This window comes from Cohnella sp., from assembly GCF_041640265.1.
Taxonomy (GTDB): domain Bacteria; phylum Bacillota; class Bacilli; order Paenibacillales; family Paenibacillaceae; genus Cohnella.
Window position 1 is genome coordinate 25064 of sequence record NZ_JBEQAP010000017.1, and the last position, 24094, is coordinate 49157.

Sequence of the window (24094 nt, forward strand, 5' to 3'; positions counted from 1 at the left end):
AATACCGTTATTATTCCTTAGCGGTATTGGAGATTATTTTTTATGCTTGCAGAAGATGTTTAGTAATGAAGTCCAATGCTTTACGGTTCTGGTCTCCCGTAACGGCATGCCCAGTGAACGGATAAGGATAAATGGTTTTCTCCGATTGAACTCGGTTATAGGCGGCATAGATCGTCTCGGGCATTGTAACCATATCCTTCAGTCCGACCGTCACCAGTAAAGGAATCCGGATACGATGTGCGAGATTCATATTATCGTAATAGCTCAGCGTCTTTAGAACTGTGTCGAGATGTTCAGGGAATCGTTCGAGGAACGCTGCGGCTTCCGATAATGCGCTGGTGGAGTTCAGAATCCCGAAATCCATATAGCACATATTCGGAATATGAGCGACTGCAATTGTCGGTTTATCTGACAAGGCTGCCGCAATCATCGCTAATCCCCCGCCTTGGCTTCCACCTGATACGCAGATCCGTTTTGAATCCACTTCTGGCTGCTCACATACCCACTCAAGTGCCTTAAGTGCATCCAATGTAATGGCTTTATAGTAACAGGTTTCCCGATCTAGAATTCCCTGAGTAATCCAGCCCTTAGTCATGCCATAAGATTGATCAAGACGGTTACCCGTCTCTCCACCCTGTCCCCGGATATCGATCGAGAATACCGCGATTCCCATCAGAATATAAGCCGCATAATCCTCCGGGTACCCTTTACTCCCTGTATAACCATGATAGAGTACGACACAAGGAATTTTCTCTCCTCGCGATGAACGAGGCAGTAAATACCAACCATGAATCGGAGTCTCGTCAAACCCTTCATATGTAACCTTATAAGCTTCCATTTCAGCTAACGGCGTTTCGAGAGGTGATCTTGTAGCATTCAAGGGTTTACTAGAGAACTGACTTATTGTCTGTTCCCAGTAGTTATCCAGATCTGCTTGTGCGGTTAGAGGGGGAGACAGCTTCTCCAAATCCTCAATCCGCCTCGTAATGGCATTGCTCATGTATTTTGTCAGCTCCTTCTAACACTGGTTTTTGCTCGTTATCCATCAGAACCTATCATACTTGTCGTCGTTGACCCGTTGCAACACTATGGTGATGATGGCTTTCCTTGTTCATCATTTACTTACCAAAAAAATGGCTGAGCAGAAGTAATAACTCCCTCTCAACCATTTTTCAATGTTTTCACTTCATTTAAGTACGGAGATCAGTCCTTTAAGAATCTTCAGCTTTACTTCAATATCGCTTCAATTCTCGCTAACTCCTCAGAAGAGAAATCCAAGCGCTTCAGCATCGCAACGTTGTCGTCAAGCTGACCGACTCGACTTGCTCCGACCAATACACTCGTTACTCTCTCCCCGCGAAGGACCCAAGCAAGAGCCATCTGTGCCAAAGACTGGTCGCGCTCCAAAGCAATTTCGTTTAACCGGCGTACCTTGTCCAGCCTCTCTGGAGTCAGGTTACCTTCGTTCAAGAATACAGAAGCCCCGGCAGCGCGAGAATCCTTTGGAATGCCGCCTAAGTACTTATTCGTCAGCAAGCCTTGCTCCAATGGCGAGAACACGATAGAACCAACGCCGGCTTCTTCCAAAACATCCTGAAGGCCATCTTCGATCCAACGATCGAACATGCTGTAGCGAGGCTGGTGAATGAGTAACGGCGTACCCAACTGCTTTAATATCGCAATCGCTTCTTTGGCTTGAGGCGCACGATAGTTGGAAATCCCTACATAAAGAGCTTTACCGGAGCGGACAGCGTAATCCAATGCCCCCATCGTTTCTTCTAAAGGTGTCTCAGGGTCAGGACGATGGTGATAGAAGATATCAACGTAATTAAGGCCCATTCTCTTCAAGCTTTGATCAAGGCTGGAAATCAAATATTTGCGGGATCCGAAATCCCCGTACGGCCCTTCCCACATCCCGTACCCGGCTTTTGTGGAAATGATCATTTCATCTCTGTAAGGCTTCATGTCCGTTGCCATTAGACGACCGAACATTTCTTCGGCGGAGCCTGGAGGCGGTCCATAGTTATTGGCTAAGTCAAAGTGGGTTATTCCCAGATCAAAAGCATGGCGAACTAACGCACGGCCGTTCTCGAAGGCATCTATACCGCCGAAATTATGCCAAAGCCCAAGTGATACCGCAGGGATCTTCAGGCCAGAACGACCTACGCGATTGTATTTCATAGATGAATAACGATCAGAGCTTGCTTGGTAAACCATTAACCGATCACCTCTCGCCTCTTATTTAACAACTGCCGCTTGTCCGTCCAACTGCGGCAGCGCCACCAGCTTAGGGGGTGCTTCTTCACCTGAATAAAGAAAGACAAGAGCTGTTGGATTAGAGCGATCCACCCGCCCTTCCTCCACCCAAGCCCTATAATCGAAAGGAAGACGATCAATCGTCCCCTTCTTCTGCAGCTCACGTTCCTCCATGCCCAGCCGATCTGCCGCATACTTCAAGCCTGCAGTCCAATCCTTCTTGTCCAGGCGATCTTCCCACCAGAGCTTACGCGGCTTATATTTATGCTGCAGATAGTAATCGATCTTAAGCAGGCCGAATGCGACATCCGGGTCCAATTCTGGTTGCGCATCTTCCTCCAAGAAAGCCCAGAGTCGTAAGAACAAATCCTCCAGCTGATGACCGATTCGGCTCCAGCCTTTGGATTCCCAGTAATCTCCGAATGCTTGAAAGAAATCGAAGGGCGACGGGTACGCTTTTTCTATCAAATATTCCATCGTACGGTCCATACGATGGGCATTCCAGAATTTCTCCAGAACGTCCTCTACCCTCTTAATCCGCACGATATCGGAGAATGGCATCAGATCGTTGCCAAGCATCTCGTAAGGTGCTCTCTCCGAATAAATATAACCAAATTTGTCGGCATCGTTACGCAGTCCCGTTCCTCTCAACATCTTCAGGAAGCCGAGCTGGAGCTCTTCCGGCCTTAAAGCAAACACGTCGTTAAACGTTTTGCGGAACGTATCGTAATCCTCGTGAGGCAAGCCGGCGATTAAGTCAAGATGCTGATCGATTTTGCCGCTTTCCTTCACCTTCACGACTGTACGTGTCAGCTTGGCGAAGTTCTGGCGGCGTTGTACCGCAAGATTGGTTGGATCATTCGTAGATTGGACACCGATTTCGAACCGGAATACACCCGGAGGAGCATTCTCAGCAAGGAAATCAAGAACTTCAGGACGCATAATATCGGCGGTAATCTCGAATTGGAACACGCAGCCCCGATGATTGTCGATGAGGAATTGGAACACTTCCATCGCATAATCACGTTTGATGTTAAACGTCCGATCCACGAATTTAATCAGCTTTGCGCCATTGTCGATCAGGTACGTAAGCTCAGCCTTTACCCAAGCCATGTCGAAATACCTCACGCCCACCTCGATGCTGGATAAACAAAACGCACAGCTGAACGGACAGCCGCGGCTTGTCTCGAAATAAACAACACGATTTCGCATGGGGACGAGATCCTGCTCGAAGCGATGGGGGGAAGGAATAACATTCAAATCAAGCTTAGGCCGCGGGGGAGTAATGACGACCTTCCCATCCTTGCGGTAGGCCATTCCGAACACGAAATGATATTTCTGCTCTCCTGCAATTTGCCGCAGTAAATCCCGGAATGTCTCCTCCCCCTCGCCCATAACGATGAAATCTACAGCTGGAAGACGGTTCATCCAGAATTCAGTGTCATAGGATACTTCCGGACCTCCCAGCATAATCTTCGTTTCCGGCAGTACCTTGCGAAGCATGTCCACCACAATAATAGTCTCTTCAATGTTCCAGATATAACAGGAAAATCCGATAACGTCGGGCTTCCTTGAGAACAGGTCGGCAGCAATACCCATCGAAGGGTCTTTGATCGTATATTCGGCAATATCCACCTCGAACTCATCCTGAGCGAAGGACTTCAAATAACGCAGGGCAAGCGAGGTATGAATGAATTTGGCGTTTAGCGTCGCAACGACGACGTTCATTGTGTATTCCTCTTTCTTAGTAAGGCATCTACACTATTGTAACTGAAATCGTCCTTGGAAGAAACCGCATAGCGAACATGCGTTTTGGATCAAAAGCATTACAATATACTTCATCAACTTCACGCAAAAATAACTGCCGAGACGTTAGTTGTCTCGACAGTTACCAATTACAACTCTACCCCATTCGCTGTATCTTGATTATTGTAGTTCCCCACCTCGAAGCTTTCCATCTGCAGGGGTACGGGTACTGGTGCCGGTATTGGTATGGGTTCGGGCGTTATATCCAAAGCGGATGGATACTGGATTGTAACCCAAGGGCTTTCATCGAAATTTGGTTTGGTATTAGTCACAATGAGATAACCCCCCTCCACCTTTAATTCCATATCAGTAATCGTTAACGAGGTTTGTCCTTCAGGGACAATTTCTGTCCGCACAATCAACTCTCCGGTATTTAGCTTTACATCGTAGAAGCGAATGACATCCCCTGCTTCAACATGACTAACGGTCACAACATCATTGTCCGATCGATTGTTTTCAATTTGAATTTGGTCCGCATCGAGTGGGGTCACCGAAATATATAAGGACAATTGAAGTCCCTTCCTAGCCTTTAAGATATATTCTCCCTTTACCAAGCCTGAAGTATCTACCTCGATGGCTTTGTTAATATCCGAAGCCTTCACATCTATCAGAATTGCCTCACCCTTACTCACCATATCGTAATAGTCATCAAGTGAGCTTGCATATTTTCCACTTTTCATAAGGAATACGGGACCCTCACGATCTGATTTAATGGAGAATTTGTTGCCTGCTGCGACATAATTCGGACCTACAAAAGTAATTTCTACTCCTGCGGAAAATGGTGGCGAGATATAGTCCTGTGCCAATTCATTACCATATTCGTCTTCGATGGCTCCTGCGGCAATTTTGATGCGAAGATTCGAGCCATTAAAGTCGTTTAAAGAGATTTTAAGCCGATCTATGTCTATAAAAATGTTTTCGAATGGTTGTAAAGGTTGATAGGTTGCACCATTGTCCCTGGAGATTGTTATCGCACTTTTGAGTTCACCGATCTCAAAATTGGCTTTTATCTTTTTGTTAAAGAAAACGATAGCTAAACTGTTATAGACAGGCTCTAAGAACACCACGTTAGGGTTTGAAGTTCCGTGTTCAGCAACGGTTATCGTAATCCCTGCAGATAGGTTCCCCGCACCATCTGCGGCTACGAGGAGCCATTTTCCAACCCTCGCATCAGAAATATGAATAAATGTCGCATAGAGATCAGTGCCAATGAAGTTCCTTTGCACTCCTCCCTCTCCATTTGCTACAGCAGCTTCTAATGAGTTGATATCTAGTGCTGTTTCTTCAGGAACCCAAAATATGTCCGATAACTCATCCGTTGAAAGATACAGAATATCTCTAATATCAATCGTCGTTACAGGTACTGTGAGATCAGGTGGAGTTTGGTCCAATGATGGTTGGATATCAAACCATACATTAACGCCTTGCCAGATTCTTAAAGCATACCTTCCTGGTAAAAGTCCTCTTGTATTGATTTCGTAAATCCGTTCGGCTTCAGCGTTTATTAATTGTGCTTTTCCTTCTTGAACCTTTTCATAATATTGTTCTAATGTTTCTACTCCCGTTTCATCGATATTCATGAAGAATACTGGACTAGAACCATCTACTTTAAATCTAATGACTCCCCAACATGAACGTTGAATTTTTCATCGATGATGTTAAATGATATTCCTTTGGAGAATAGTTCTGATACGTAATCCTCTAAAAGCAAGTTATCCCACTCATCTTGAATAGCTCCGGCTGGGATCTTCAACCTCAGGTTCTGACCTGGGAACTTGCCGGGCATAAAGATCTTAAGCGTGTTTCCTGTCAGCTCGATCGAATCCTCAGCTTTGAGAGCGGATTCCCCATTGTCATCTATGATCCTAATTGCCCCTTTAAGGATCGCCAATTCCTCTGGTGTAAGCAAAATCTTTAGATCCCGGTTAAACTCCACCTTTAACTCTTGGTTATTGTAATAGCCAACCTCAAAGCCCAAGACCGCCAGTGGTGTTAGCACAGGTATATCAGGTAAAGGTGCTTGAATCGTAACAGGATAAGGTTCAGAGATATTCCCCTTTTCATCAACAGCCAGCAGCCACCACTCTCCAGTTGAATAAAAGGCTGGATTAATTAGGTTGATATCCCCTCTATTCACCTCAATCTTTGTGCCCACTCTCTTAACTAAGTCGTTCAGTAAATCAAGGTTTCTCTCCATTCCGGAAGGGACGAAGTAAACAGTCCCCCTTTGTTTTGAACGGAAAATTATAGGTTCCCCTTGACCAGTCGGAGTACTCAACATAATCAATGTCGGTAAGGCATCCAAATCAGTAGCGGGTAAATAACTAATTGCATACCTATCACTTTCAAGAAGATTTGGCTTGGTAATGGTCACATAGAGGAAACCACCCTGATCATTCAATTCCATATCCGATAAGATTACCGAAGTTTTCCCCATAGGAACTGTCACTGTCCGCACAAGCCCCCCTGGCAAAGGATGTGTAATGTAATCATTGTAGAAGTTAATGATATCCCCTGCTTCAACATCGTTTATGGTCACAATATCTTTGTTAGTTAGGTTGTTATCAATTTCAATTTGATAGAAATCAATATATGTCACCGATATGTTTAAACGCAAGATCGGTCCCTTCCAAGTTCTTAAGTTGTACCTACCTTTATCCAATCCCGATGTATCTACCTCAATGGCCTTGTTAATATCCGCAGCAATAACGTCAATTAGAATCGCCTCACCCTTGCTAACCAATTCGTAATAGCCCTCAAGAGAGCTTGCATTTTTCTCGGCCTCCATTAGGAATACGGGGCCTTCACGATTTGATTTGAATGAGAATTTCTGGCCTTCCGTGATATAATTTGAATCGACGGGACGTAGAACAGTTCCTGCAGAAAATGCTGGTGAGAGATAGTCCTGAGTCAATTCATTTCCATATAAATCTTCAATTGCTCCTGCAGCAATTTTGATGCGAAGATTGGAGCCTGAGAAGCCGTTGTTAAAAATGACTGTTAGATCTGAGCCACCTATGTGGATGCTTACGTTTCCTGGAAAGGGATTATAAGTTGCACCATTGTCCTTGGATATGGTAATTGCGTTTTTAAGTTCTTCTAATTCCAGATTTGTTTTAATCCCTTTGTTAAAGTGAAAAAAAGTTAAATGATTGTAGTCTGGTCGGAATAATACCACGTTAGGCTTTGAAGTACCTGGCTCCGCAATTGTTATCGTAATCCCTTGAGACAGATTCCCTACATCATCAGCGGCTACGACAAGCCATTTGCCATCCTTCGTATTTGTCAATCGGATAGAGGGAGTGTATAATTCAGAGCTAATAATACCTTCATGCTTCCCTCCATTGCCTTTTGCTACTGCATCCTCTAAAGACTGTATATCCAATGTTGTTCCCTCTGGAACCCAATAAACATCCGTTGACTCATTCGTAGAAACAAATAGAGGATCTCCACGATCTATTGTCGTTTCTGGCACTATGAGAATGGGAGAAGTCTGATCAACGGATGGTAGAATATTAAACCATACATTAACGCCTTGCCATATCCTTAATGCATACGTTCCTGGAAGAAGTCCTCTGGTATGAATGATATGTAATTGACCAGGCTCGATTTTAATTAATCTAGCTTTCCCTTCTTGAACCTTCTCATGGTATTGCTCGAGCGTTTCAATACCCGTCTCATCTATGCTCATGAAGAACACGTCAGTTGCTTCATCCGTAGAAAATGTGATTCGGTCGCCTACATGAAGATTAACATCACTAACTTGAGTGAAGGATATCCCCTTGGAAAATGGACTCGAGACATACTCCTCTGATAGAGGGAGGCCGTCAATATCTCGAACTGCTCCAGCCATAATCTTGATTCTGAGGTTCTTTCCAGGGAATTGGCCCGGGAAAAAGATTTTTAGCGTCTTGTCGGACATCATTATCGTATCTTCTTCTTTTAAGGTTGCAACCAACTCCCCATCTTCATCCACGATAGTAATTTCAGCCTTGAGCAATATAAGCTCTTGCATACTGTAATCCGTTTTAAGCTTTTTATTGAAATTCACCATTAACTCTTGGTTATTATAATATCCGACTATGAAGCTCTCAATGGCCAGCTGCGTTGGGATGGGCATAGGTGCCTTGATCTCAACATTGAATGGCTCGGATAAGTTGCCCGCTTCATCAACGGCTACGAAAAGCCATTTCCCAATAGCCAAGGTAGAGGAATTAAGGCTAGAAGTGAATTCATCCTTTTCAATAAGCTCCACTAATCCACCTTCACCGCTTACTACCTTAGTATTCAGGCTCTGGATGTTAATGGAAGTGCCCTCAGGAACCCAATAAAAATTAGATTTTTCATTTGTAGAAATCGTTATGGATATCCCTTGTTCAACCGAAGCAGAGGATACATTCAGTATTGGCGGTGTCTTATCTTCCGCAGGAGGAGGTGTTATAATCGGCCCGCCTCCACCTCCAAAATTACCAGTACTCGAAGATATTGTACGAAGCTCTCCTCCTACCGAATACTTAATGTTGTTAGGTACGCCATCACCCGCTTCAACCTTCGTCGGAGCTTTGTCCAAGACGATACCCTCAGAATTGACAACAAGTAACTGTATGGTTCCCTCTCCGATTACATGGAAAGCTGCATGCAATATTATCTTTATTATGTTAGCATTCTTGCCTAGTTTGATTTTCCCCGCATTAGCATCTTGCTCTACTTCAACGACTTCAAAAGAACCTATCAAATCAATTTCTGTCGCCTTCGGGATACCCTTCAACACTTTCACAACGTCTATGACAGCACTATCGATTAGTTCAATAATAGCTCCCGACAGGACGCTCACTTGCGTTACCGTTGTCGTTCCTTCCATAACAACACGTACCGTTGCGGACAATCGCTCTATTACAATCGTCGTTAATTTCGAATCCTTAAAATGAATACTGTTCTTTCCCCCGCCTTGAACACGCGTCGTACCATTTACTGTCAAACGGTTCAAGTTCACGTCACCATCGCCAATTTCTTTGGCTAGCTTTAAGCTTCCATTAATGATGAAGTTTTGCAGCGTTACACCATCCGCAGAGATGACTACATCACCTTCTATGGTTTCCTCTGTTTCTGCAGATCCATAAACACCCGGCTTATCGAACACTCTAGCTATGGGCTCTAATTGTTTAATTGCTGCGTCCATCGCAACAATCACTTCCGCCCGTGTGATCAAGGCCTTTGGACGGAATATTCCGCCTTCTGTGTCTACTAAGATTCCCTTACCCGCAAGTGCGGCAACAGCTCCTCTGGCCCAACTCGCGATCTCGTTAGAATCACTCAGCATCGAGATATCGCCGTCTTGTAGTGTTTCTAGTTTCAATAAGTTTGCTAGGATCACTGCGGCCTCTTGTCTAGAGGTATTGCCATTCGGCAGCACTTTATGGTTGGTTGTCCCTTTCAAATAGCCTGCTTTGTACGCAACCGCAATATCTTTATATGCCCAATGTTTTTCGGTTAAATCTACAAAAGGTAGCTTGTCCCCACTTTCCTTTAGTTGAAACACCCGATTGATGAGTGCAGCAAACTCAGCCCGAGTTAACGACGCATCCGGTCTAATCGTTCCGTCCTCATATCCAGAAATCCATCCCTTGTCGACCCATTGTTGCAGTATTTCCGAGGCCCAGTGATTGTCGATATCGTGTGTCGATTGCGCAGAAACCGTACTAAAGGACGAAAAAACGAGTGCTGCGGATAGAAATAAAGCTAAAATTCTTTTCAAATGGATCGCTCCCTCAATGTTACGTTTTGTATCATTAAAGATGATAACAGTCGAGTTACTCTCTCGTCCACACAAAAAATCCACCTTTATTCGACAACTAAAAACCCCAGCATGTCGAATCAATATAATCGTATGCATAGAAAAAGGTCATGTATTTCAACAAGTGTTGAAATTCATGACCTTTTCGTTTGTGATTTATCTTTTTGGGGGAATCCAGCTTGTTGCTTTATACATCAAATCCATCGTTCTTAATGACTTCTTGGATGAAATAGTAGCTGTCCTTCGGGTGGCGCTCCAACGTTTCATAGTTCGTGTAGACGATTCCGAACCGTTTGCGGTAGCCTTCTGCCCATTCGAAGTTGTCGAGCAGCGACCACGCGAAGTAGCCCTTCAGCTGAATACCTGATTCAATAGCCCGGTGGCACTGAATGAAGTGCTTATGGAAGTACTCTGTACGCTTAGTATCATGGACGCGGTTGTCCGCAGTCAGCTCATCCTCGTAGCAGGCACCGTTCTCTGTAATGTAAATCGGAATATCGCCGTACTCTTTCTGAATCCAAGTCAGTACCTTATATAAGGAGTCCGGATAAACATTCCAATCCATGTAAGTTTTTTGGAAGCCGATTTGAACCTCTTCAAAGTCAAACAAGCCTTCATCCTTCTTGTTGCGGCCGAAGCTGCCCGAATAGAAGTTGATGCCAATGAAATCGATCGGTTGGCTGATCGTCTCCATATCACCCGGCAGGATCGGCACCTCGACTCCTTTCGCTGCGAACCAGTCCACAAGAATTCGCGGATAAGTCCCTTTCAAGGTCGGCTCGAAGAACCATTCGTTCTGCCAAGCCCGATTACGCTTCGCGGCTTCAATATCTTCAGCTTTTGTAGTATACGGCTCGGCCCATGTTGGATTATGCGTCGTTCCGATTTCTCCGCTCATGCCAAGCTTGCGAAACAGCTTCACTGTCTCACCATGAGCGACCATGCAATGATGGGCGATGTTAGTCGCCAGCTGCAGATCCCGGTTGCCCGGTGCATGAATTCCCAGATAGTTAGATAGGAATGAGACACACCAAGTTTCATTGAAGGTAATCCATTGTTTGATTTTGCCATCGAAGGCTTTGAAGATCACCTCTGCATACTTAACGAAAGCATCGATCGTTTCACGATTATTCCAGCCGCCTTTGTCTTCTAGGGCTTGCGGTAAATCCCAGTGATACAAGGTCACGCAAGGCTCAATTCCCGCAGCAATCAGAGCGTCAATTACACGGCGGTAGTAGTCCAATCCCTTCGCGTTAACCTCACCTGTACCATTCGGGAAAATACGCGGCCATGCGATCGAGAAACGGTAAGCATTCACTCCAAGCTGCTTAAGGAGAGCGATATCTTCCTCGTAGCGATGGTAGCTGTCGCATGCAACATTTCCGTTATCGTTATTAAAAACCTTGCCCGGCGTATGGGAAAAAGTATCCCAAATCGAGAGACCCCGGCCATCCTCTTGATAAGCTCCTTCAATTTGGTACGATGCCGTTGCCGTACCCCATACGAAATCCTTCGGAAAATCTAAGCGTGCCAAAGGTAACCCCTCCGAAATATAAAGTTTTAGAAAACGGTTTCTATCCTTTATGAATTCGATAGGCTGCGAGTAAATCCTTTTATGTGATTTTGGCATTTCTTTATCTTAATTTTTGCTGGCTGGCAGCTTGGAGCGTGCTGTTGAATCTAATTGTTCACGAAACTTCTTCATAGCTGAGATGTCCGTCTGCTCTCCCTCTTTATTCTTGGTGAATACGGCATCTGATGTATTGCTAAGGATTGACAACATCTGCTTCGTAAGCTGACCGACAACCGTTCCGGAATGCGAAGCGACCATTTGTTCATATTGGATTTTTACCTCAGGCAAGAGGATAAAGGTTTCATAGTCGAAGATTGGCGTATTGTTCAGCCCTACCAAATAGTAATTCAGATATCGGATAAAACGATCTTCAACCTTTTTTCTTTCGGCTGTATCAGGAAAGGTTACCACAAAGCTTTCGGCGGTCAATGTGCGACGGGACAGCTCCTCCAAGGAGATGACTAATCCACCGTCACTCGCTGTTTTTTCATTCGATTCCAGCGCCATTAGGTCTAAATACGTTTTCATAGAAGTCGTCACTTGGCCGCTAAAATTAAGAAGCTTACTATAGTCCACGACAGGAAATACATACCCTTCCGTTGTCTCAAGCTTGTACCCTCCAGCCAAAGACTGCTCCACCAACAATCGCACCGATTCGTCCTTTATATTGGGGATCTGGGCTTCCTTAAATGGCCATTCCAAAGCAGATAACTCCTGCTGGATATTTTCAGCCTCGAACTTCTTCTCCACCGCAGGTAAGTTGATTTCATAATAAGCCTCCAGCGTGCGGATAAATTCGTCGGCTTCCGCAGCCGGTACCTCTCCGATCATTTGCTTGAGGGAACTGAACAATTCATCGGCCGGTGCGTTCGCGAGTGCTCGCTCCTTGAATTCCTGCAGTATGGTAACTTTCGGCGTCTCGCCAGCTTCTGGGGTTGAAGACTCCGTAGGGCCCGGCGTTGTTGATGAAGGCGGTGGACTCTCAGTGTCTGTACCTTTGGCATTGCAGCCGCTAATTATGATGGATAATAGAAGAATGGAAACCAGATTCTTTATTGGAATTTTAATAATAATTACCTCCTAAAGAATACGATCTGGGGAGATGGAAATACGACGATGATATTCACCATAGCAAACCCTATATTTTACAACGATTCATTGGAGCTTTAAGTTGCAAACAAAAAGCCCGCATTTGCAGCGAGCTTCGTTCATAACCGGTTACTCTAGGCTAAAACAATTCGGGTACGCGTACGAGCCGATGCTATGCAAGCATCTAGGAGCCTCATATTACCGACCGCATCCTGCGCGGAGTACGCGGCTTCCTCTTCTCCCCATGCGGTACGGGCGAATTGGTCGGATTGCGAGACATAAGCGTCAATCCCATAAGGACCTTCTTGGCGCGTTTTGTCGCCGACTTGGACCATGATAGTATCATTCTCCTTTGAAGGCAGAAAAGAAGGTTTAAGGACAATCGTTCCTTCGGTTCCCACGATCTCTAGGTCATTACGGAAGGCGGCCCACATCCCGCAATCGAAAGTTAGAGCGACATTCCCTGGAAATTCAACCAAACCAGATGCCATCATATCTACATCATCGTGCTCGGGAGAAAATAAGGCATGCACCGTAACCGCTTCTGGTTCCTCACCTATAATGAGACGGGCAGCGCTCAGAGGATAACAGCCAACGTCAAACAGTCCTCCGCCGCCCCAATCTTTTACTTGCCGGATATCTCCTTCATTCGCTGCGCCATTATAGGTAAAAGTACCACGAATGACTCTAAGCTCTCCGATCTCGCCGCTTGCTACGATTTCCTTCACTCTAGCTATACGAGGATGATGTCTGTACATAAAGGCTTCCGCCAAATGAACTCCCGCTTCTTTGCAGGTATCGACCATTTCTTGTGCTTCCTGAGCATTTAATGCCAATGGCTTCTCGCACAGAATATGCTTACCCGCCTGCGCTGCTGCAATGGTCCACTGTTTATGTAAGTGATTCGGCAGCGGAATATAGACCGCGTCGATATCTGGATCAGCGAGTAATGCCTCATAACTCCCGTAAAATTTAGGAATGCCGAATTGCTCCGCCTTATTCTTGGCTTTGCTCTCGTCACGACTGGCAATTCCGACTAACTGCCCGGTTTCCGAAGCTTGAATACCCGGTATAACTGCTCGATCCGCTATCGCTGCACATCCCAATATTCCCCAGCGCAATGTTTTCACGTTCAAGTCCCCCTTCAACCTCTCGAATTCTAAACCATTATAGCACGGCTCCCAGCCTTTTCGACAAGAACGATATGCGTTACAATAATACAATAATCCGTACGTCAACTAACCTGCTCTTATTAGAAAGGAAGAACATCATGCCTTATCGCCTTATTGCTATGGATCTCGACGACACGCTGTTAACAGATGAATTAACGGTATCAGAACCGACCCGGCAAGCCATGAAAGAAGCCATTGCACACGGGGTTCACCTCACTATCGCAACGGGAAGAATGTTTGACTCCGCACAGAAAATCGCTCGCCAAGTCGGACTAAATGTGCCGATCATTACCTATCAAGGCTCGCTTATCAAAAATTTATTGGACGAAGAAGTGCTCTACGAGCGCTCCGTTCCTGTGGATGTTGCGATGCAGGTATATGAATATTGCCTAAAGAACGGCTTGCATCTGCAAAGCTATATAGACGACAAGCTGTATACGCCTGAGGATAATGATAAAATACGCGGCTACGCCAAACAATCCAACATCCCCTACACGATTGAGCCAGACTTTAACCGGATCATTAATCACGATAAACAAACTAAGCTCATCATCATCGATGATCCGGATAAATTGGATGTTATACTTCCAGAGATCAAGGCTTTCTTCGGCAGCAGAGCGCATATAACCAAATCCAAGCCTAACTACTTGGAGTTCATGCATCCTGAAGGAACTAAAGGCCATGCGCTTCGATTCCTTGCCGCTCATTATGGTATTCCGATGGAAGAGACAATCGCGATGGGCGATGCCATGAACGATCATGAGATGGTCGAAGCGGCAGGATTGGGCGTTGCGATGGCAAATGCGGTTCCCGCGCTAAAGGAAATCGCTGATTTCATCACACTAAGCAATAATGAAGATGGAGTTAAGCATGTCATTGATAAGTTTGTATTGAACGTATAAGCTAGCAAAAAAACCCTTTACGCAAGGGTTTTTTTCTATTTTTAAGATGAATAACGCCATAGTACAGCTGATTCGCGACCTCCACAGTCGCACAACCTGCATTGGGTACAGGTATTTCCCTCCGCAATTCCATTATTGATCAGATAACCAGTATTTCGTACAGGTGTTTTTCGTGAAACTTATCCATTTCCTTGATTTTCTTAAAAACACCTGCACTATTTGCAGGTAAAAGTTAAAGAAACAGGAATTGGGCAAAAAACACCTGTAGTTTATGCAGTTTGAGATCAGATCAATCGAGCATAGATTCCTCGCGTTCTCTCCACCTTGAGCCAGTCCGTCTGGGCGGTTCCTTCATCGACGATGAATGACGTAAGATTGGCCGGCTTCAGCATTCCAATCCACTGTTCCTGCAGATACTGACTCTATTTGAATTAACTTTCCTGCGACTCGCTTCTACTTGTGCTTCTACACGCACCCGACAAGCTTGAGAATACGAAGCTGTAATGGCAGCCTCCGTCAGCAATCCATTCTGCCACTTCATATCGATCTGCCAGCCTCCGCGAGCCTTCAAGCCGGATACCGCACCATTCGCCCAAGCCTTCGGCAAAGCTGGAAGCAGGTAAATCTCACCTGCATGACTTTGCAGAGCATTTCCACAATACCCGCTGCACCTCCGAAATAAAGGTTGAAGATACTGACAACTTGTTTATCATCCTTAGCCTTACAGATTTTCATTCATTTGAAAAAAGCCGATTCAGAGAATTGGCTTTTTTTTGTTCAGCTTATTGAGTTGGTTATTGCGTTTGGCTTTGAGTAAACGAAACATCTCCAGACTATCCATAAGATGCTGGGCTTCCTCGTCCGTCAATGGTTCGAGGGTTCCGCCTGCGAATATTTGGTTAGCCGGTTCAACGCCGCTCAGCCGGCCGGTTAATAGCCAATCAAGCGAAACTTCATACATAGTAGCAAGTTCCCTTAATATTTCATTATCGGGTTGAGACTTATTGTTTTCATATTTAGAGATGGTCGTGAAATCGAGACCCAACTTACCTGCTACCTCATTCTGAGTCAGCTTCCTTTGCGCTCTGGCTTCCTTAAGCCGCTTGCCGAAAGTAGTCACAAATTCATCCCCTCTTCCCCTCAGTATAAGGGATAAAGGTATCGGTCCATATATACTTGAAGAATATTCAATATTTTTGTTTACATTTGCAATAAATTCAATATAGAATAGAGTTTGTAAAATATTTGAAGAAGAACGGAGAGAAAGCTATGAATATCGATCGACCATGGTGGTTTTGGGTATTAGGGGCTTTTTGCATTGTTACTTTAATCGTATTGGAGCTGCGTTCTCGGCGTGAAAAGAAGGAGCAATCCTCTTCGGGTGATCCGAGCCTATGAAGGTTCAGTGGCGCATTTCTGATAACATCATCTCAGAAACCATTGTATCGGATATCGAGCAAATGATGTTTCTTCTTCGGCTTGTCAATAGAGTGACGCTTAAAGGTGAACGATACCAAATTGACGGCACCGAGCTAATCGTCGAAGAGGATCAACTGTCGGTATCCGTCATTTTACTGCCAATGGGAGAAAATCCGATCTAACTTAATGTCTGTTAGCTTTAAACGCCGAGCTTCTTCTCCAATGTCAGAGCTTTAACTGTTCCATCAGGCCTTACGATAAGCTCCTGATCAACAATTTCATAACCCATATTCTGATAAAGGACAAGATTGTTCTGAATGGATTGTCTGACTCTGCATCGACTGATATTAAGGCCCTTCGATACCCCTTGCTTCTCAATCCATTTCACTAACTGTCGAGCATACCCTCTTCTGCGTCTAGAAGGAATAACCGAGAGACGGAAGAAATAAATGGCATCGTCGATATACTTATAGCGAACCATTGCTGTAGCCGTATCGTCTTCGAACAGGATTACAGCAGACTCTTTACCGCTTCGCATCGCTTCCTGAACCGATTCATCCGTTTCCGTAAGCGCACTGGAAGGCGGTATCGCTGATTTATACTCTTCAAATGCAATGTGCATCAAGGAATGAATGGTTTCTGAGTCCTCTGGCGTTGCCTCGCGAATTGTAACTTGTACATCTTTCTTCTTAGTCAAAGACTTCGGTGCAAGCTTCGGCGTATCTTGTAATTCGCCGTTTACGGTATTCGGCAGTTCGGGCTGTGCCGCGATTTCTTGCTCCGGCTCGACCGAATTCGCGCTGCGGAAGTAGAGTCGAGTTGAACGTAAGAAGAACAACAAAAGAATAACTATGGACAGCAGGAGCTGAATTTGATTATTGGAAGAAAACCATAGAACGACAAAACCGGTGATTAGCGCAGGGAATTGCTTGCGTCTTCGGATAAAGAAGAGCATAAGCACCATAGCTGCAATCGGAATAGAGAAATTGAGGGCAACTGTTCCGAGATGGCCGATCGTAAAAATCTGATCCGCAATACCAAACATAGACTTAAGGGTGTCCGTTCTGAAATCATTCCAGCCTCCGGAGAAATCAGCAGGTATAGCAAACAACAGAAAGGATAAAACAAGAACAATAAGAATCATTACAAGCTTGAAATAAACAATGAATTGCATGGCGCGAATACTAGTTGGTTTTGGCAAAATGAGTCCTCCTAATGCTGTGTTGCTTATCGTTCTTCTAATTATAGCGTATTTCAGTCACCAGCCAAAACTTGATACCAGATTCCGCGTTTGGAGTATAAGGTGTCGCGAACCTCATCCCAACCCCCGAGATATTCGATTGTAAACAGCCCAGGCGGTTCAGGGAATTTGTCCTGCAGCTCTGCAGTCAATTCATCTTGTACCGGCCGGAATCCATGCTGTGCGAAAATCCTCTGAGCAGGCTCAGAATACAAATATTGTACGAATGCATCAGCCGCCTCACGAACACCGTGACGATCTGCATTACGGTTAACTACAGCAGCTGGATTCTCAATCAATATCGTGCTTCGAGGCATGACAATTTCATACTGCACGCCCTTCGCGATACGCGCGAGCAGTTCGTTCTCGTAGGTTACGATGACGTCGCCGACTCCATATTCGAAAGCAGCCATCGATGCACGTCCACTCTTGTCCATGGATTCAATGTTACTATGGATATCCGCTAGAAACTTCTTCGCGGCTGCCGGATCCTTCGAGCCTGTATCTTCCTCCGACTTCTTCAATCCCGCTCCGTAGATCGCATTAATATCCCACTGCGCTCCTCCAGACGTCTTCGGATTCGGATAAAGCACCTTTACCCCCGGTCTGGTTAAATCCTCGAACCCTTTAATCCCAAGCGGATTTCCCTCTCTCGTGCCTAGAACGACAATAGAACGAGTGACCATCCCTTTGTAAGTATCCTTGTTCCAGTTCGGATGAACGAGTTCAGCTTTCACAAGCTTTTCCATATCACCTTCCAGGGCAAGCAAAGTGACGTCTGCCTCGAATCCCCCGATAATGGCCCGAGCTTGGGTTCCGGATGCCTCATAAGATTCTTGAAAGGAAACATTCTGTCCCGTCTTAGCCTTCCAATCGGCTTTGAAGGCAGGCAATAAATCTGCTAACGCATCTTTGGCTACAGAATAGGCACCCAGAACAAGCGTGACATCTCCTTGCGCATTTGTTGTCGCATTTGTAGCTGAAGCCCCCTCTAGCGGCTGATTTCCTGTACAACCTGCCAAGAGAAGCGATAGCGTCAACAGCATAAATATTCCGGATATTGCAGTTTTTAGTCGTGATCTATTTTTTCGGTTTCCCGGTTTCATAGCTGTCCTCCCTGCGATGCCTTCGAAGGCTCCCGCACTACCCCTTTAGATATGAACCGGCATTGGATCTTCCTTGAGCTTGTTCTCCATAACCCAGCTGTCATTATCATTGAACAGGTATGCACGATGAATAAGCACTTGAATTTCTGCTCCCGGATGAAGAACTTCCTTCTCCAGTGAACGATAAGTCACTAATCGCGAGGTGCCCACCTCGACTTCTACAAGCCATTCACTCCCACGGAAATGCAAATGACGGACACGCCCAAGCTCCGTAGCGGAGAAAATCTTGAACTCCGAAGCCTTGCCGATTTCCACATATTCCGGTCTGATAAGAGCTTTCGTTCCCGGCCAAGCGGATGCGTTCTCGAATCCGCGCAAGGAGGAAACATCTTCAACAATCGTTGATTCTCCGATAAAGCTTGCAACAAACGGAGTTTGCGGGTTCTTATAAATTTCCCAAGGGGTGCCTTTCTGCTCCAAACGCCCTTTGTTAATAATCATGATTTGGTCAGCGACTTCTATCGCTTCGTCTTGGTCATGCGTAACGAATATTGAAGTGATCCCAAGGCGATCGATCATGTCTCTAAGCCAGGAACGAAGCTCATGACGAATCTTCGCATCAATCGCCGCAAACGGTTCATCGAGAAGAAGCAGCTGAGGCTCTGGAGCCAATGCTCGCGCGAATGCAACGCGTTGACGCTGTCCTCCGGAGAGCTGGTGCGGCAAACGCTTCTCGAATCCGGATAGGCCAGTGAGCTCGACCAATTCAGCGACTCGTGCTTTGATCTTTGGCTTAGGCCACTTCTTTACCTCAAGACCGAAAGCAATATTAGCTTCAACAGTCATATGTTTAAATAAAGCATAATTTTGGAAAACGAATCCGATTCCTCGCTCTTGAGGCGGAAGGTCATTGACGCGCTTGCCATGAAAAATAATATCCCCATTATCCACCGACTCCAATCCAGCAAGCATTCTCAGGATTGAAGTTTTACCGCCGCCGCTTGGACCCAACAATCCGATCAATTGACCTTTTTCGATCTCGAAGTTTACATCCTGAACAGCTTGAAAGCTGCCGAACTTCTTATTCAAACCGCGGACTTCTACATGCACGTCAATGCACTTCCTTTCTTGACTTGGCCCATTCCATAAACAACAGCAAGGTTACTGAGCCTGCGGCGAGAACAAGGGCAATAGAATTCGCAGCGGTCAGATTAAAGTTCTCCACATCTTGATAGACGAGTGTTGTTGCCGTCTGTGTCTTAAACAGGATGTTCCCGGAGACGACTAGCACAGCGCCGAATTCTCCAAGCGCCCTTGCAACTGTAAGAACGACTCCATAAACGACACTCCACTGTATGGAAGGCCAAGTCACCCGCCAGAAGGTCGTCCACGCGCCTGCGCCGAGCGTTGATGCCGCTTCTTCCTGCTGGCTTCCGATTTCTTGAAGCACTGGCATGACCTCACGAACAACTAATGGAAAAGTAACGAACAATGTCGCTATAATCATTCCCGGCAATGCATATACAATATCAACGCCCGCCTTATTGAACAGGGCTCCGAGTGCTGTTTCCGGTCCTAGCAATAGAACAATCATGAGACCTCCGATGACCGGAGATACAGCGAAAGGTAAATCGACAACACTATTAAGGAGCTGCTTCAAGCGCCTGCCGAGCCAGGTTGCCCTAACTAAGTAGAGAGAGAGCATGACGCCGAAAACCGTATTCACCACGGTGACGATGACCACGATCAAACCTGTCATGAATAGGGCATGAAGAGTTTCAGGTCTGGATAAGCCAGCAGTAAAACCGCTCCAGCCTTCGTTCATGGCCCCCATTGCGATCCGAACAACCGGTATGATTAGTAATAATCCGAATACAAAAACAGTTAGTCCAATCCATAGCCGCCTCATCCGTTTTTCCTCCGCATCTGCACGTAGTTGACTAGCCACAGAATGAGGAATGAGAAGCTAAGCAGTAATACGCTGACGGCTGTTGCGCCTATCGCATTATCGCTCTCGATCTCTCCGAAAATATATACAGAGGCGATCAAGGTCTTACCCGGGATGTTGCCAGCAACGAGTACGACAGCGCCGAATTCGGCCAATGCTCTAGAGAACGCAAGCATCGCCCCGCTAAGAATTCCAGGAAGCATGGATGGCAGAATGACCTGCCAGAAGGTAACAGCTTTCGATGCGCCAAGCGTATAAGCGGCTTCCTCCTCAGCGGCATCCATCTCCTCAAGCAACGGTTGAACAGCACGGATGACAAATGGAAAAGTAACGAAAACCATAGCTATAATAATAGCCGGCTGATGGAACAAAATCGTGAAGCCAAGCTTTTCCGCTAACTCTCCAACGTAGCTGTGAGGACCTAAAAGGAGCAGGATCATAAGACCTGCTACAGCAGTAGGAAGAGCAAACGGTAAATCAACAAGACTATTCAATATGCGCCTTCCTGGGAATCGGTAACGTATCAGAACCCATGCAGACATCGTTCCTACGAATACATTTAAAATTGTCGCTATGATTGCAAGCTTTACCGTCAAGAGTACCGCTTTCCAAGCAAGGGGCTCTGTAATATTATATGCAAAAGCAGACCAGCCTGCGGACAAGGACTGTCCGTAAATTCCTAGAATAGGAAAAACGATCAATACCATAAAATAGAGCATGACGGCGCTGCGAAATCCCCAACTCCACCATCTGCCTTGCACCATGGAACTCACGTTGTCATGTACCTCCTGAAGCCTTAAGAGCTATATAGAATAATTCCTATTAAATTAGTTGGTATTAATACTTTACCAGATGACAACTTCCCCCGTCAATGCAAATTAGCGTGTCAAACGTCTTTTCATAAAAAAATCTAATGTAGCCTATTCGTAAACCTTATGAGTGGTGTTTTGTCTTTCCATAAAGAAAAGACACCTTAATGGTGCCATGTTCCACGACCACAGGAAGAACGAAACGTTCTAGTCCCCCTGTATAAAATACATTTCGGCACCTTGCTCTATCAAGGCTTGTCCCTGTGTCACATCTGTAATCCAAGCTTGAAACCTTACTGCTTCCCCCGCTTCAGGAAGGCACTGTACCCTCACCCGGTCCGTAAACGCAACCTCACCGACTCTGAAGCCGCGACCGCGAAGCTCGTTCTCCAGCTTACCATACCAAGTATAGTCCACATCGACAATCACCTCGCGATGCAGCACCTTCACAATGGTTTCAGCCGCATCAATGCCGGCAACCGCTCCGTCGGTATACGCACGAACCAGGCCGCCTGCCCCCAGCATAATTCCGCCGAAATACCGGGTAACGACTACAGCTACATTTTTCAAGCCACGATGTTTGATCACTTCCAGAATTGGTTTTCCTGCCGTTCCGCTTGGCTCGCCGTCATCCAAAGCCTTCTGGAATTGATCCCGCTCTCCGATCAAGTAAGCGGAGCAGTTATGCGTGGCATCCCAATACTTCTTCTTCAGTTCTTCTATAAAAGCGACCGCTTCTTCCTCGGATTCCACTGGCTTGGCATGACCGATAAAGCGCGATTTCTTAATAACAATTTCCGTGGTGCCGTAATACCTTATTGTTGAATAACGCGCCAACACAAGCATTCTTCCTTCCATGTAAACAGTAATCAATCGGATCGAACTTATGATACCACACCGCTCCTTATTCTGTTGCAACATTGTACCTTGGTGCAAGCAACTGGAAAATATGCTATAATTGTACGGGCATTTACTAGGACTATATACAATTGGATGAAGCTAAATGGAAGAGGAAATTTATGAGTTCGGGAGGAGGTTGAGGATGTTCGCTAAGCGACTGAAGCAGCTGCGGAAAAAGCGGAAATTCACCATGCAAGAAATAGCCGATTACGTTGGGGTTGCAAAAAGCACCTATGCGGGGTATGAATCCGGATACCGGCAGCCGACTATCGAATCCATTCAAACGATATCACGAAAACTTCGCACGTCGGCGGATTATCTTCTAGGGCTTACCGAATATCCGGAACCTCCAACAGAACTAAACCATAATGCGAAAGAATATTTGAATTACGAACAGCTTCATTGGGATGGGGTTCCTTTGGAAAAGGATGACCTGGATTTGATTCGCAATTTGCTCGAACGCGTGCTTCGCGACCGGACCTTGCCCAAGGGAGAATAATTTATCCTCCCATTAACTGTTGCAGCTTCGCCCTCGACTCAATTTGAAGCTTCTCCTTCAAAGTACTGAAGGTTTGTTTCCACTCCTCAATAACCTTCGGCGATACAGAGTTTTTCTCCGCGTTTTGAGATACCTCTTGGAATTTACCGTCACATTTGGATTCAGCATCCGCCAACTCCTTTGTCAATTTCTCTTTCCATGCCTGAACAGCGACAGGATCTGTCCTATCCAACTGCTGGATACTTGATTCCGCTCCGCTTAACACCTCGTTCATATCCTTCGTGCAACTCGCTTGAACCTGGATGATCTTTTGTTCGTATTTCTGTGCCTGACTTATTGGAGGATCAGTTTGGTTCGTGCTTGGCGGGTCGATTTGGTTCGTGCTTGGCGGATCGGTTTGGTTCGTGCTTGCCGGATCGGTTTGGTTCGTACTTGCCGGATCGGTTTGGTTCGTGCTTGAGTGATTGGTTTCCGTTGCACTTGGTGATTCAGAATTTACTGGGCTTTGCTCGACCTCGTCCATCTTCGTGACCGTGTCTTGAGCCGGCTCGTCAGATTCCGGTAATTGCGGCACTCCTCCCGTGGCGTCCGGTTTATCATTTGGTTGTTGCACGGGAGCGAAAGTCTCGGCTGTTGCTGAAGACTGTTCATCTACCCCTGCGTTCATACCTTCAGAATCCATTGCTTGCAGACCGCCTTCCTCCTGCAGTGTTTGTTCGCCCCGCTCTGCTCCATTCGCATTAACGAATAGCGCTCGCCCCGAAGACTCCTTCCAATGCAATCCGCCCCATACAAAAAGAAGAATAACAGTCACGGAGGTTAAAGTAACGATAACGGCATCGGGCTTCCGGAATCCACGCCGCCTTTTCCTGCGTATACGTTGTTTTCCCATCATTATGTTGACACCACTTTCTGTTAAAATGTAAAAGCTAAAGTCTAGGGTGAGAATGATCCGGTTATGAGTTGTGCTCTCGTTTGGCTTCATCATAGGTATTACCTCTGCTGATCCCGTATTTCTTCGCAAGCGCTGACAATTCGTTATAATCATCGGACGACAACTGAGCAAGCAGCAGCTCCTTCGCTTCCCGCTTCTCCTCTACGGTCAGACCTCCTTTGGCAATATCCTGCAGTTTTTTCATGTCAGATACGCTTAGACTTTTTATAATCACGGAAACAACAGTCGTTTTATCCGATACAGTCAATTTTTCACGCACTTCCTTGGCCTTCTCCTTGGTCACCGTGCCAGTCGGCTTGCCAAGGCTGTCATTGCCTTTCTCTTGTTTGGCTTCGGTGGATTCTGATGGTGTTGGAGGTTGATCTCCGCTTTCAACCAGCGTTTGATTATTCGGGACACCAGCCGCAAAGGAATCTATAACCCGGTTTACCGCATAATTGACCATAAACAAACCAAAAATACTGAGCACAACGACAAGGCAGATGCACCGTACGATCATTTTATTGAATTTTTTATTTTTCATAAGTAAACCTTCCTTCCTTAAAATCTTTCGAGAAGGCTGATGGGATATTTGTTTTTAAAGTAATAAAGGGGCTGTCCCATAAGGCCTTTAATGACCTGAGAGA

General features: G+C 45.8%; 22 protein-coding genes. 4 read left to right on the forward strand and 18 right to left on the reverse strand.

Annotation, left to right across the window (positions count from 1 at the left end):
- Positions 1-40: 40 nt before the first annotated feature.
- From ACESLK_RS13940 to ACESLK_RS13975, 8 genes are all read right to left on the reverse strand, one after another.
- On the reverse strand, positions 41-1000 hold the full coding sequence (locus tag ACESLK_RS13940; RefSeq protein WP_373230113.1) for an acetylxylan esterase: 960 nt from the start codon (positions 998-1000) through the stop codon (positions 41-43).
- A 227-nt stretch (positions 1001-1227) separates the two neighbouring features.
- The gene (mgrA, locus tag ACESLK_RS13945) at positions 1228-2217 is read right to left on the reverse strand and encodes an L-glyceraldehyde 3-phosphate reductase (protein ID WP_373230114.1); all 990 of its coding nucleotides are present in this window, start codon (positions 2215-2217) and stop codon (positions 1228-1230) included.
- A gap of 21 nt (positions 2218-2238) precedes the next feature.
- Positions 2239-3984 (reverse strand): B12-binding domain-containing radical SAM protein, encoded by a 1746-nt coding sequence (locus tag ACESLK_RS13950; protein WP_373230115.1) that lies wholly within the window; start codon positions 3982-3984, stop codon positions 2239-2241.
- Between the two features lie 167 nt (positions 3985-4151).
- Complete coding sequence (locus ACESLK_RS13955; RefSeq protein ID WP_373230116.1) at positions 4152-5642, reverse strand: hypothetical protein; 1491 nt, start codon at positions 5640-5642, stop codon at positions 4152-4154.
- Positions 5643-5665: 23 nt separating this feature from the next.
- A complete protein-coding gene (locus tag ACESLK_RS13960; protein ID WP_373230117.1) occupies positions 5666-9817 on the reverse strand; it encodes an S-layer homology domain-containing protein in 4152 nt (1383 codons plus the stop codon).
- A 226-nt stretch (positions 9818-10043) separates the two neighbouring features.
- A complete protein-coding gene (locus tag ACESLK_RS13965; RefSeq protein ID WP_373230118.1) occupies positions 10044-11390 on the reverse strand; it encodes a GH1 family beta-glucosidase in 1347 nt (448 codons plus the stop codon).
- 105 nt (positions 11391-11495) lie between these two features.
- Complete coding sequence (locus tag ACESLK_RS13970; RefSeq protein ID WP_373230119.1) at positions 11496-12260, reverse strand: hypothetical protein; 765 nt, start codon at positions 12258-12260, stop codon at positions 11496-11498.
- A 392-nt stretch (positions 12261-12652) separates the two neighbouring features.
- A complete protein-coding gene (locus ACESLK_RS13975; protein ID WP_373230120.1) occupies positions 12653-13648 on the reverse strand; it encodes a Gfo/Idh/MocA family protein in 996 nt (331 codons plus the stop codon).
- A 140-nt stretch (positions 13649-13788) separates the two neighbouring features.
- Between ACESLK_RS13975 and ACESLK_RS13980 the strand changes: the two genes are divergently transcribed.
- Positions 13789-14592: a Cof-type HAD-IIB family hydrolase gene (locus ACESLK_RS13980; RefSeq protein ID WP_373230197.1), complete on the forward strand. Its 804-nt coding sequence runs from the start codon at positions 13789-13791 to the stop codon at positions 14590-14592.
- A 385-nt stretch (positions 14593-14977) separates the two neighbouring features.
- Here the strand turns inward: ACESLK_RS13980 and ACESLK_RS13985 are convergent, their stop codons facing one another.
- Both ACESLK_RS13985 and ACESLK_RS13990 read right to left on the reverse strand, forming a co-directional pair.
- Positions 14978-15199, reverse strand: coding sequence for a glycoside hydrolase family 95-like protein (locus ACESLK_RS13985; RefSeq protein ID WP_373230121.1), 222 nt, complete (start codon positions 15197-15199; stop codon positions 14978-14980).
- 147 nt (positions 15200-15346) lie between these two features.
- The gene (locus ACESLK_RS13990) at positions 15347-15712 is read right to left on the reverse strand and encodes a helix-turn-helix domain-containing protein (RefSeq protein ID WP_373230122.1); all 366 of its coding nucleotides are present in this window, start codon (positions 15710-15712) and stop codon (positions 15347-15349) included.
- Positions 15713-15861: 149 nt separating this feature from the next.
- Between ACESLK_RS13990 and ACESLK_RS13995 the strand changes: the two genes are divergently transcribed.
- Positions 15862-15990 carry a hypothetical protein gene (locus ACESLK_RS13995; RefSeq protein ID WP_373230124.1) on the forward strand — a complete coding sequence of 43 codons (129 nt, stop codon included), beginning with the start codon at positions 15862-15864 and terminating at the stop codon, positions 15988-15990.
- Entirely contained in the window at positions 15987-16193 is a 207-nt protein-coding gene (locus ACESLK_RS14000; RefSeq protein WP_373230125.1) for a hypothetical protein, read from the forward strand. The genes ACESLK_RS13995 and ACESLK_RS14000 overlap by 4 nt, the downstream gene beginning before the upstream one ends.
- 17 nt (positions 16194-16210) lie before the next feature.
- On the opposite strand, the gene ACESLK_RS14005 is transcribed toward ACESLK_RS14000, so the two are convergent.
- The 6 genes from ACESLK_RS14005 to ACESLK_RS14030 all read right to left on the reverse strand — a co-directional run bounded on the left by ACESLK_RS14005 (position 16211) and on the right by ACESLK_RS14030 (position 21954).
- Positions 16211-17212 carry a GNAT family N-acetyltransferase gene (locus tag ACESLK_RS14005; RefSeq protein ID WP_373230127.1) on the reverse strand — a complete coding sequence of 334 codons (1002 nt, stop codon included), beginning with the start codon at positions 17210-17212 and terminating at the stop codon, positions 16211-16213.
- A 53-nt stretch (positions 17213-17265) separates the two neighbouring features.
- Complete coding sequence (locus tag ACESLK_RS14010; RefSeq protein ID WP_373230128.1) at positions 17266-18357, reverse strand: sulfate ABC transporter substrate-binding protein; 1092 nt, start codon at positions 18355-18357, stop codon at positions 17266-17268.
- 45 nt (positions 18358-18402) lie between these two features.
- The gene (locus ACESLK_RS14015; RefSeq protein ID WP_373230129.1) at positions 18403-19467 is read right to left on the reverse strand and encodes an ABC transporter ATP-binding protein; all 1065 of its coding nucleotides are present in this window, start codon (positions 19465-19467) and stop codon (positions 18403-18405) included.
- 1 nt (position 19468) lies between these two features.
- A complete protein-coding gene (locus ACESLK_RS14020) occupies positions 19469-20266 on the reverse strand; it encodes a sulfate ABC transporter permease subunit (RefSeq protein WP_373230130.1) in 798 nt (265 codons plus the stop codon).
- Positions 20263-21069, reverse strand: coding sequence for a sulfate ABC transporter permease subunit CysT (gene cysT, locus ACESLK_RS14025; protein ID WP_373230198.1), 807 nt, complete (start codon positions 21067-21069; stop codon positions 20263-20265). The genes ACESLK_RS14020 and cysT overlap by 4 nt, the downstream gene beginning before the upstream one ends.
- A 252-nt stretch (positions 21070-21321) precedes the next feature.
- On the reverse strand, positions 21322-21954 hold the full coding sequence (locus tag ACESLK_RS14030) for a YigZ family protein (protein WP_373230199.1): 633 nt from the start codon (positions 21952-21954) through the stop codon (positions 21322-21324).
- Positions 21955-22156: 202 nt separating this feature from the next.
- On the opposite strand from ACESLK_RS14030, the gene ACESLK_RS14035 reads away from it, so the two are divergent.
- The gene (locus tag ACESLK_RS14035; protein ID WP_373230131.1) at positions 22157-22513 is read left to right on the forward strand and encodes a helix-turn-helix domain-containing protein; all 357 of its coding nucleotides are present in this window, start codon (positions 22157-22159) and stop codon (positions 22511-22513) included.
- A gap of 1 nt (position 22514) precedes the next feature.
- Here the strand turns inward: ACESLK_RS14035 and ACESLK_RS14040 are convergent, their stop codons facing one another.
- Together ACESLK_RS14040 and ACESLK_RS14045 are read right to left on the reverse strand one after the other, a co-directional pair.
- Positions 22515-23408 (reverse strand): hypothetical protein, encoded by an 894-nt coding sequence (locus ACESLK_RS14040; protein WP_373230132.1) that lies wholly within the window; start codon positions 23406-23408, stop codon positions 22515-22517.
- A gap of 61 nt (positions 23409-23469) precedes the next feature.
- Positions 23470-23991 (reverse strand): hypothetical protein, encoded by a 522-nt coding sequence (locus ACESLK_RS14045; RefSeq protein WP_373230133.1) that lies wholly within the window; start codon positions 23989-23991, stop codon positions 23470-23472.
- Positions 23992-24094 lie beyond the last annotated feature (103 nt).

Coding starts and splice junctions, on each gene's coding strand:
- ACESLK_RS13940 (WP_373230113.1), bottom strand. CDS start 1,000: ATGAGCAATGCCATTACGAGGCGGATTGAGGATTTGGAGAAGCTGTCT.
- mgrA (WP_373230114.1), bottom strand. CDS start 2,217: ATGGTTTACCAAGCAAGCTCTGATCGTTATTCATCTATGAAATACAAT.
- ACESLK_RS13950 (WP_373230115.1), bottom strand. CDS start 3,984: ATGAACGTCGTCGTTGCGACGCTAAACGCCAAATTCATTCATACCTCG.
- ACESLK_RS13955 (WP_373230116.1), bottom strand. CDS start 5,642: ATGAATATCGATGAAACGGGAGTAGAAACATTAGAACAATATTATGAA.
- ACESLK_RS13970 (WP_373230119.1), bottom strand. CDS start 12,260: ATGATCGGAGAGGTACCGGCTGCGGAAGCCGACGAATTTATCCGCACG.
- ACESLK_RS13980 (WP_373230197.1), top strand. CDS start 13,789: ATGCCTTATCGCCTTATTGCTATGGATCTCGACGACACGCTGTTAACA.
- ACESLK_RS13995 (WP_373230124.1), top strand. CDS start 15,862: ATGAATATCGATCGACCATGGTGGTTTTGGGTATTAGGGGCTTTTTGC.
- ACESLK_RS14000 (WP_373230125.1), top strand. CDS start 15,987: ATGAAGGTTCAGTGGCGCATTTCTGATAACATCATCTCAGAAACCATT.
- ACESLK_RS14010 (WP_373230128.1), bottom strand. CDS start 18,357: ATGAAACCGGGAAACCGAAAAAATAGATCACGACTAAAAACTGCAATA.
- ACESLK_RS14020 (WP_373230130.1), bottom strand. CDS start 20,266: ATGAGGCGGCTATGGATTGGACTAACTGTTTTTGTATTCGGATTATTA.
- cysT (WP_373230198.1), bottom strand. CDS start 21,069: ATGGTGCAAGGCAGATGGTGGAGTTGGGGATTTCGCAGCGCCGTCATG.
- ACESLK_RS14035 (WP_373230131.1), top strand. CDS start 22,157: ATGTTCGCTAAGCGACTGAAGCAGCTGCGGAAAAAGCGGAAATTCACC.
- ACESLK_RS14040 (WP_373230132.1), bottom strand. CDS start 23,408: ATGATGGGAAAACAACGTATACGCAGGAAAAGGCGGCGTGGATTCCGG.
- ACESLK_RS14045 (WP_373230133.1), bottom strand. CDS start 23,991: ATGAAAAATAAAAAATTCAATAAAATGATCGTACGGTGCATCTGCCTT.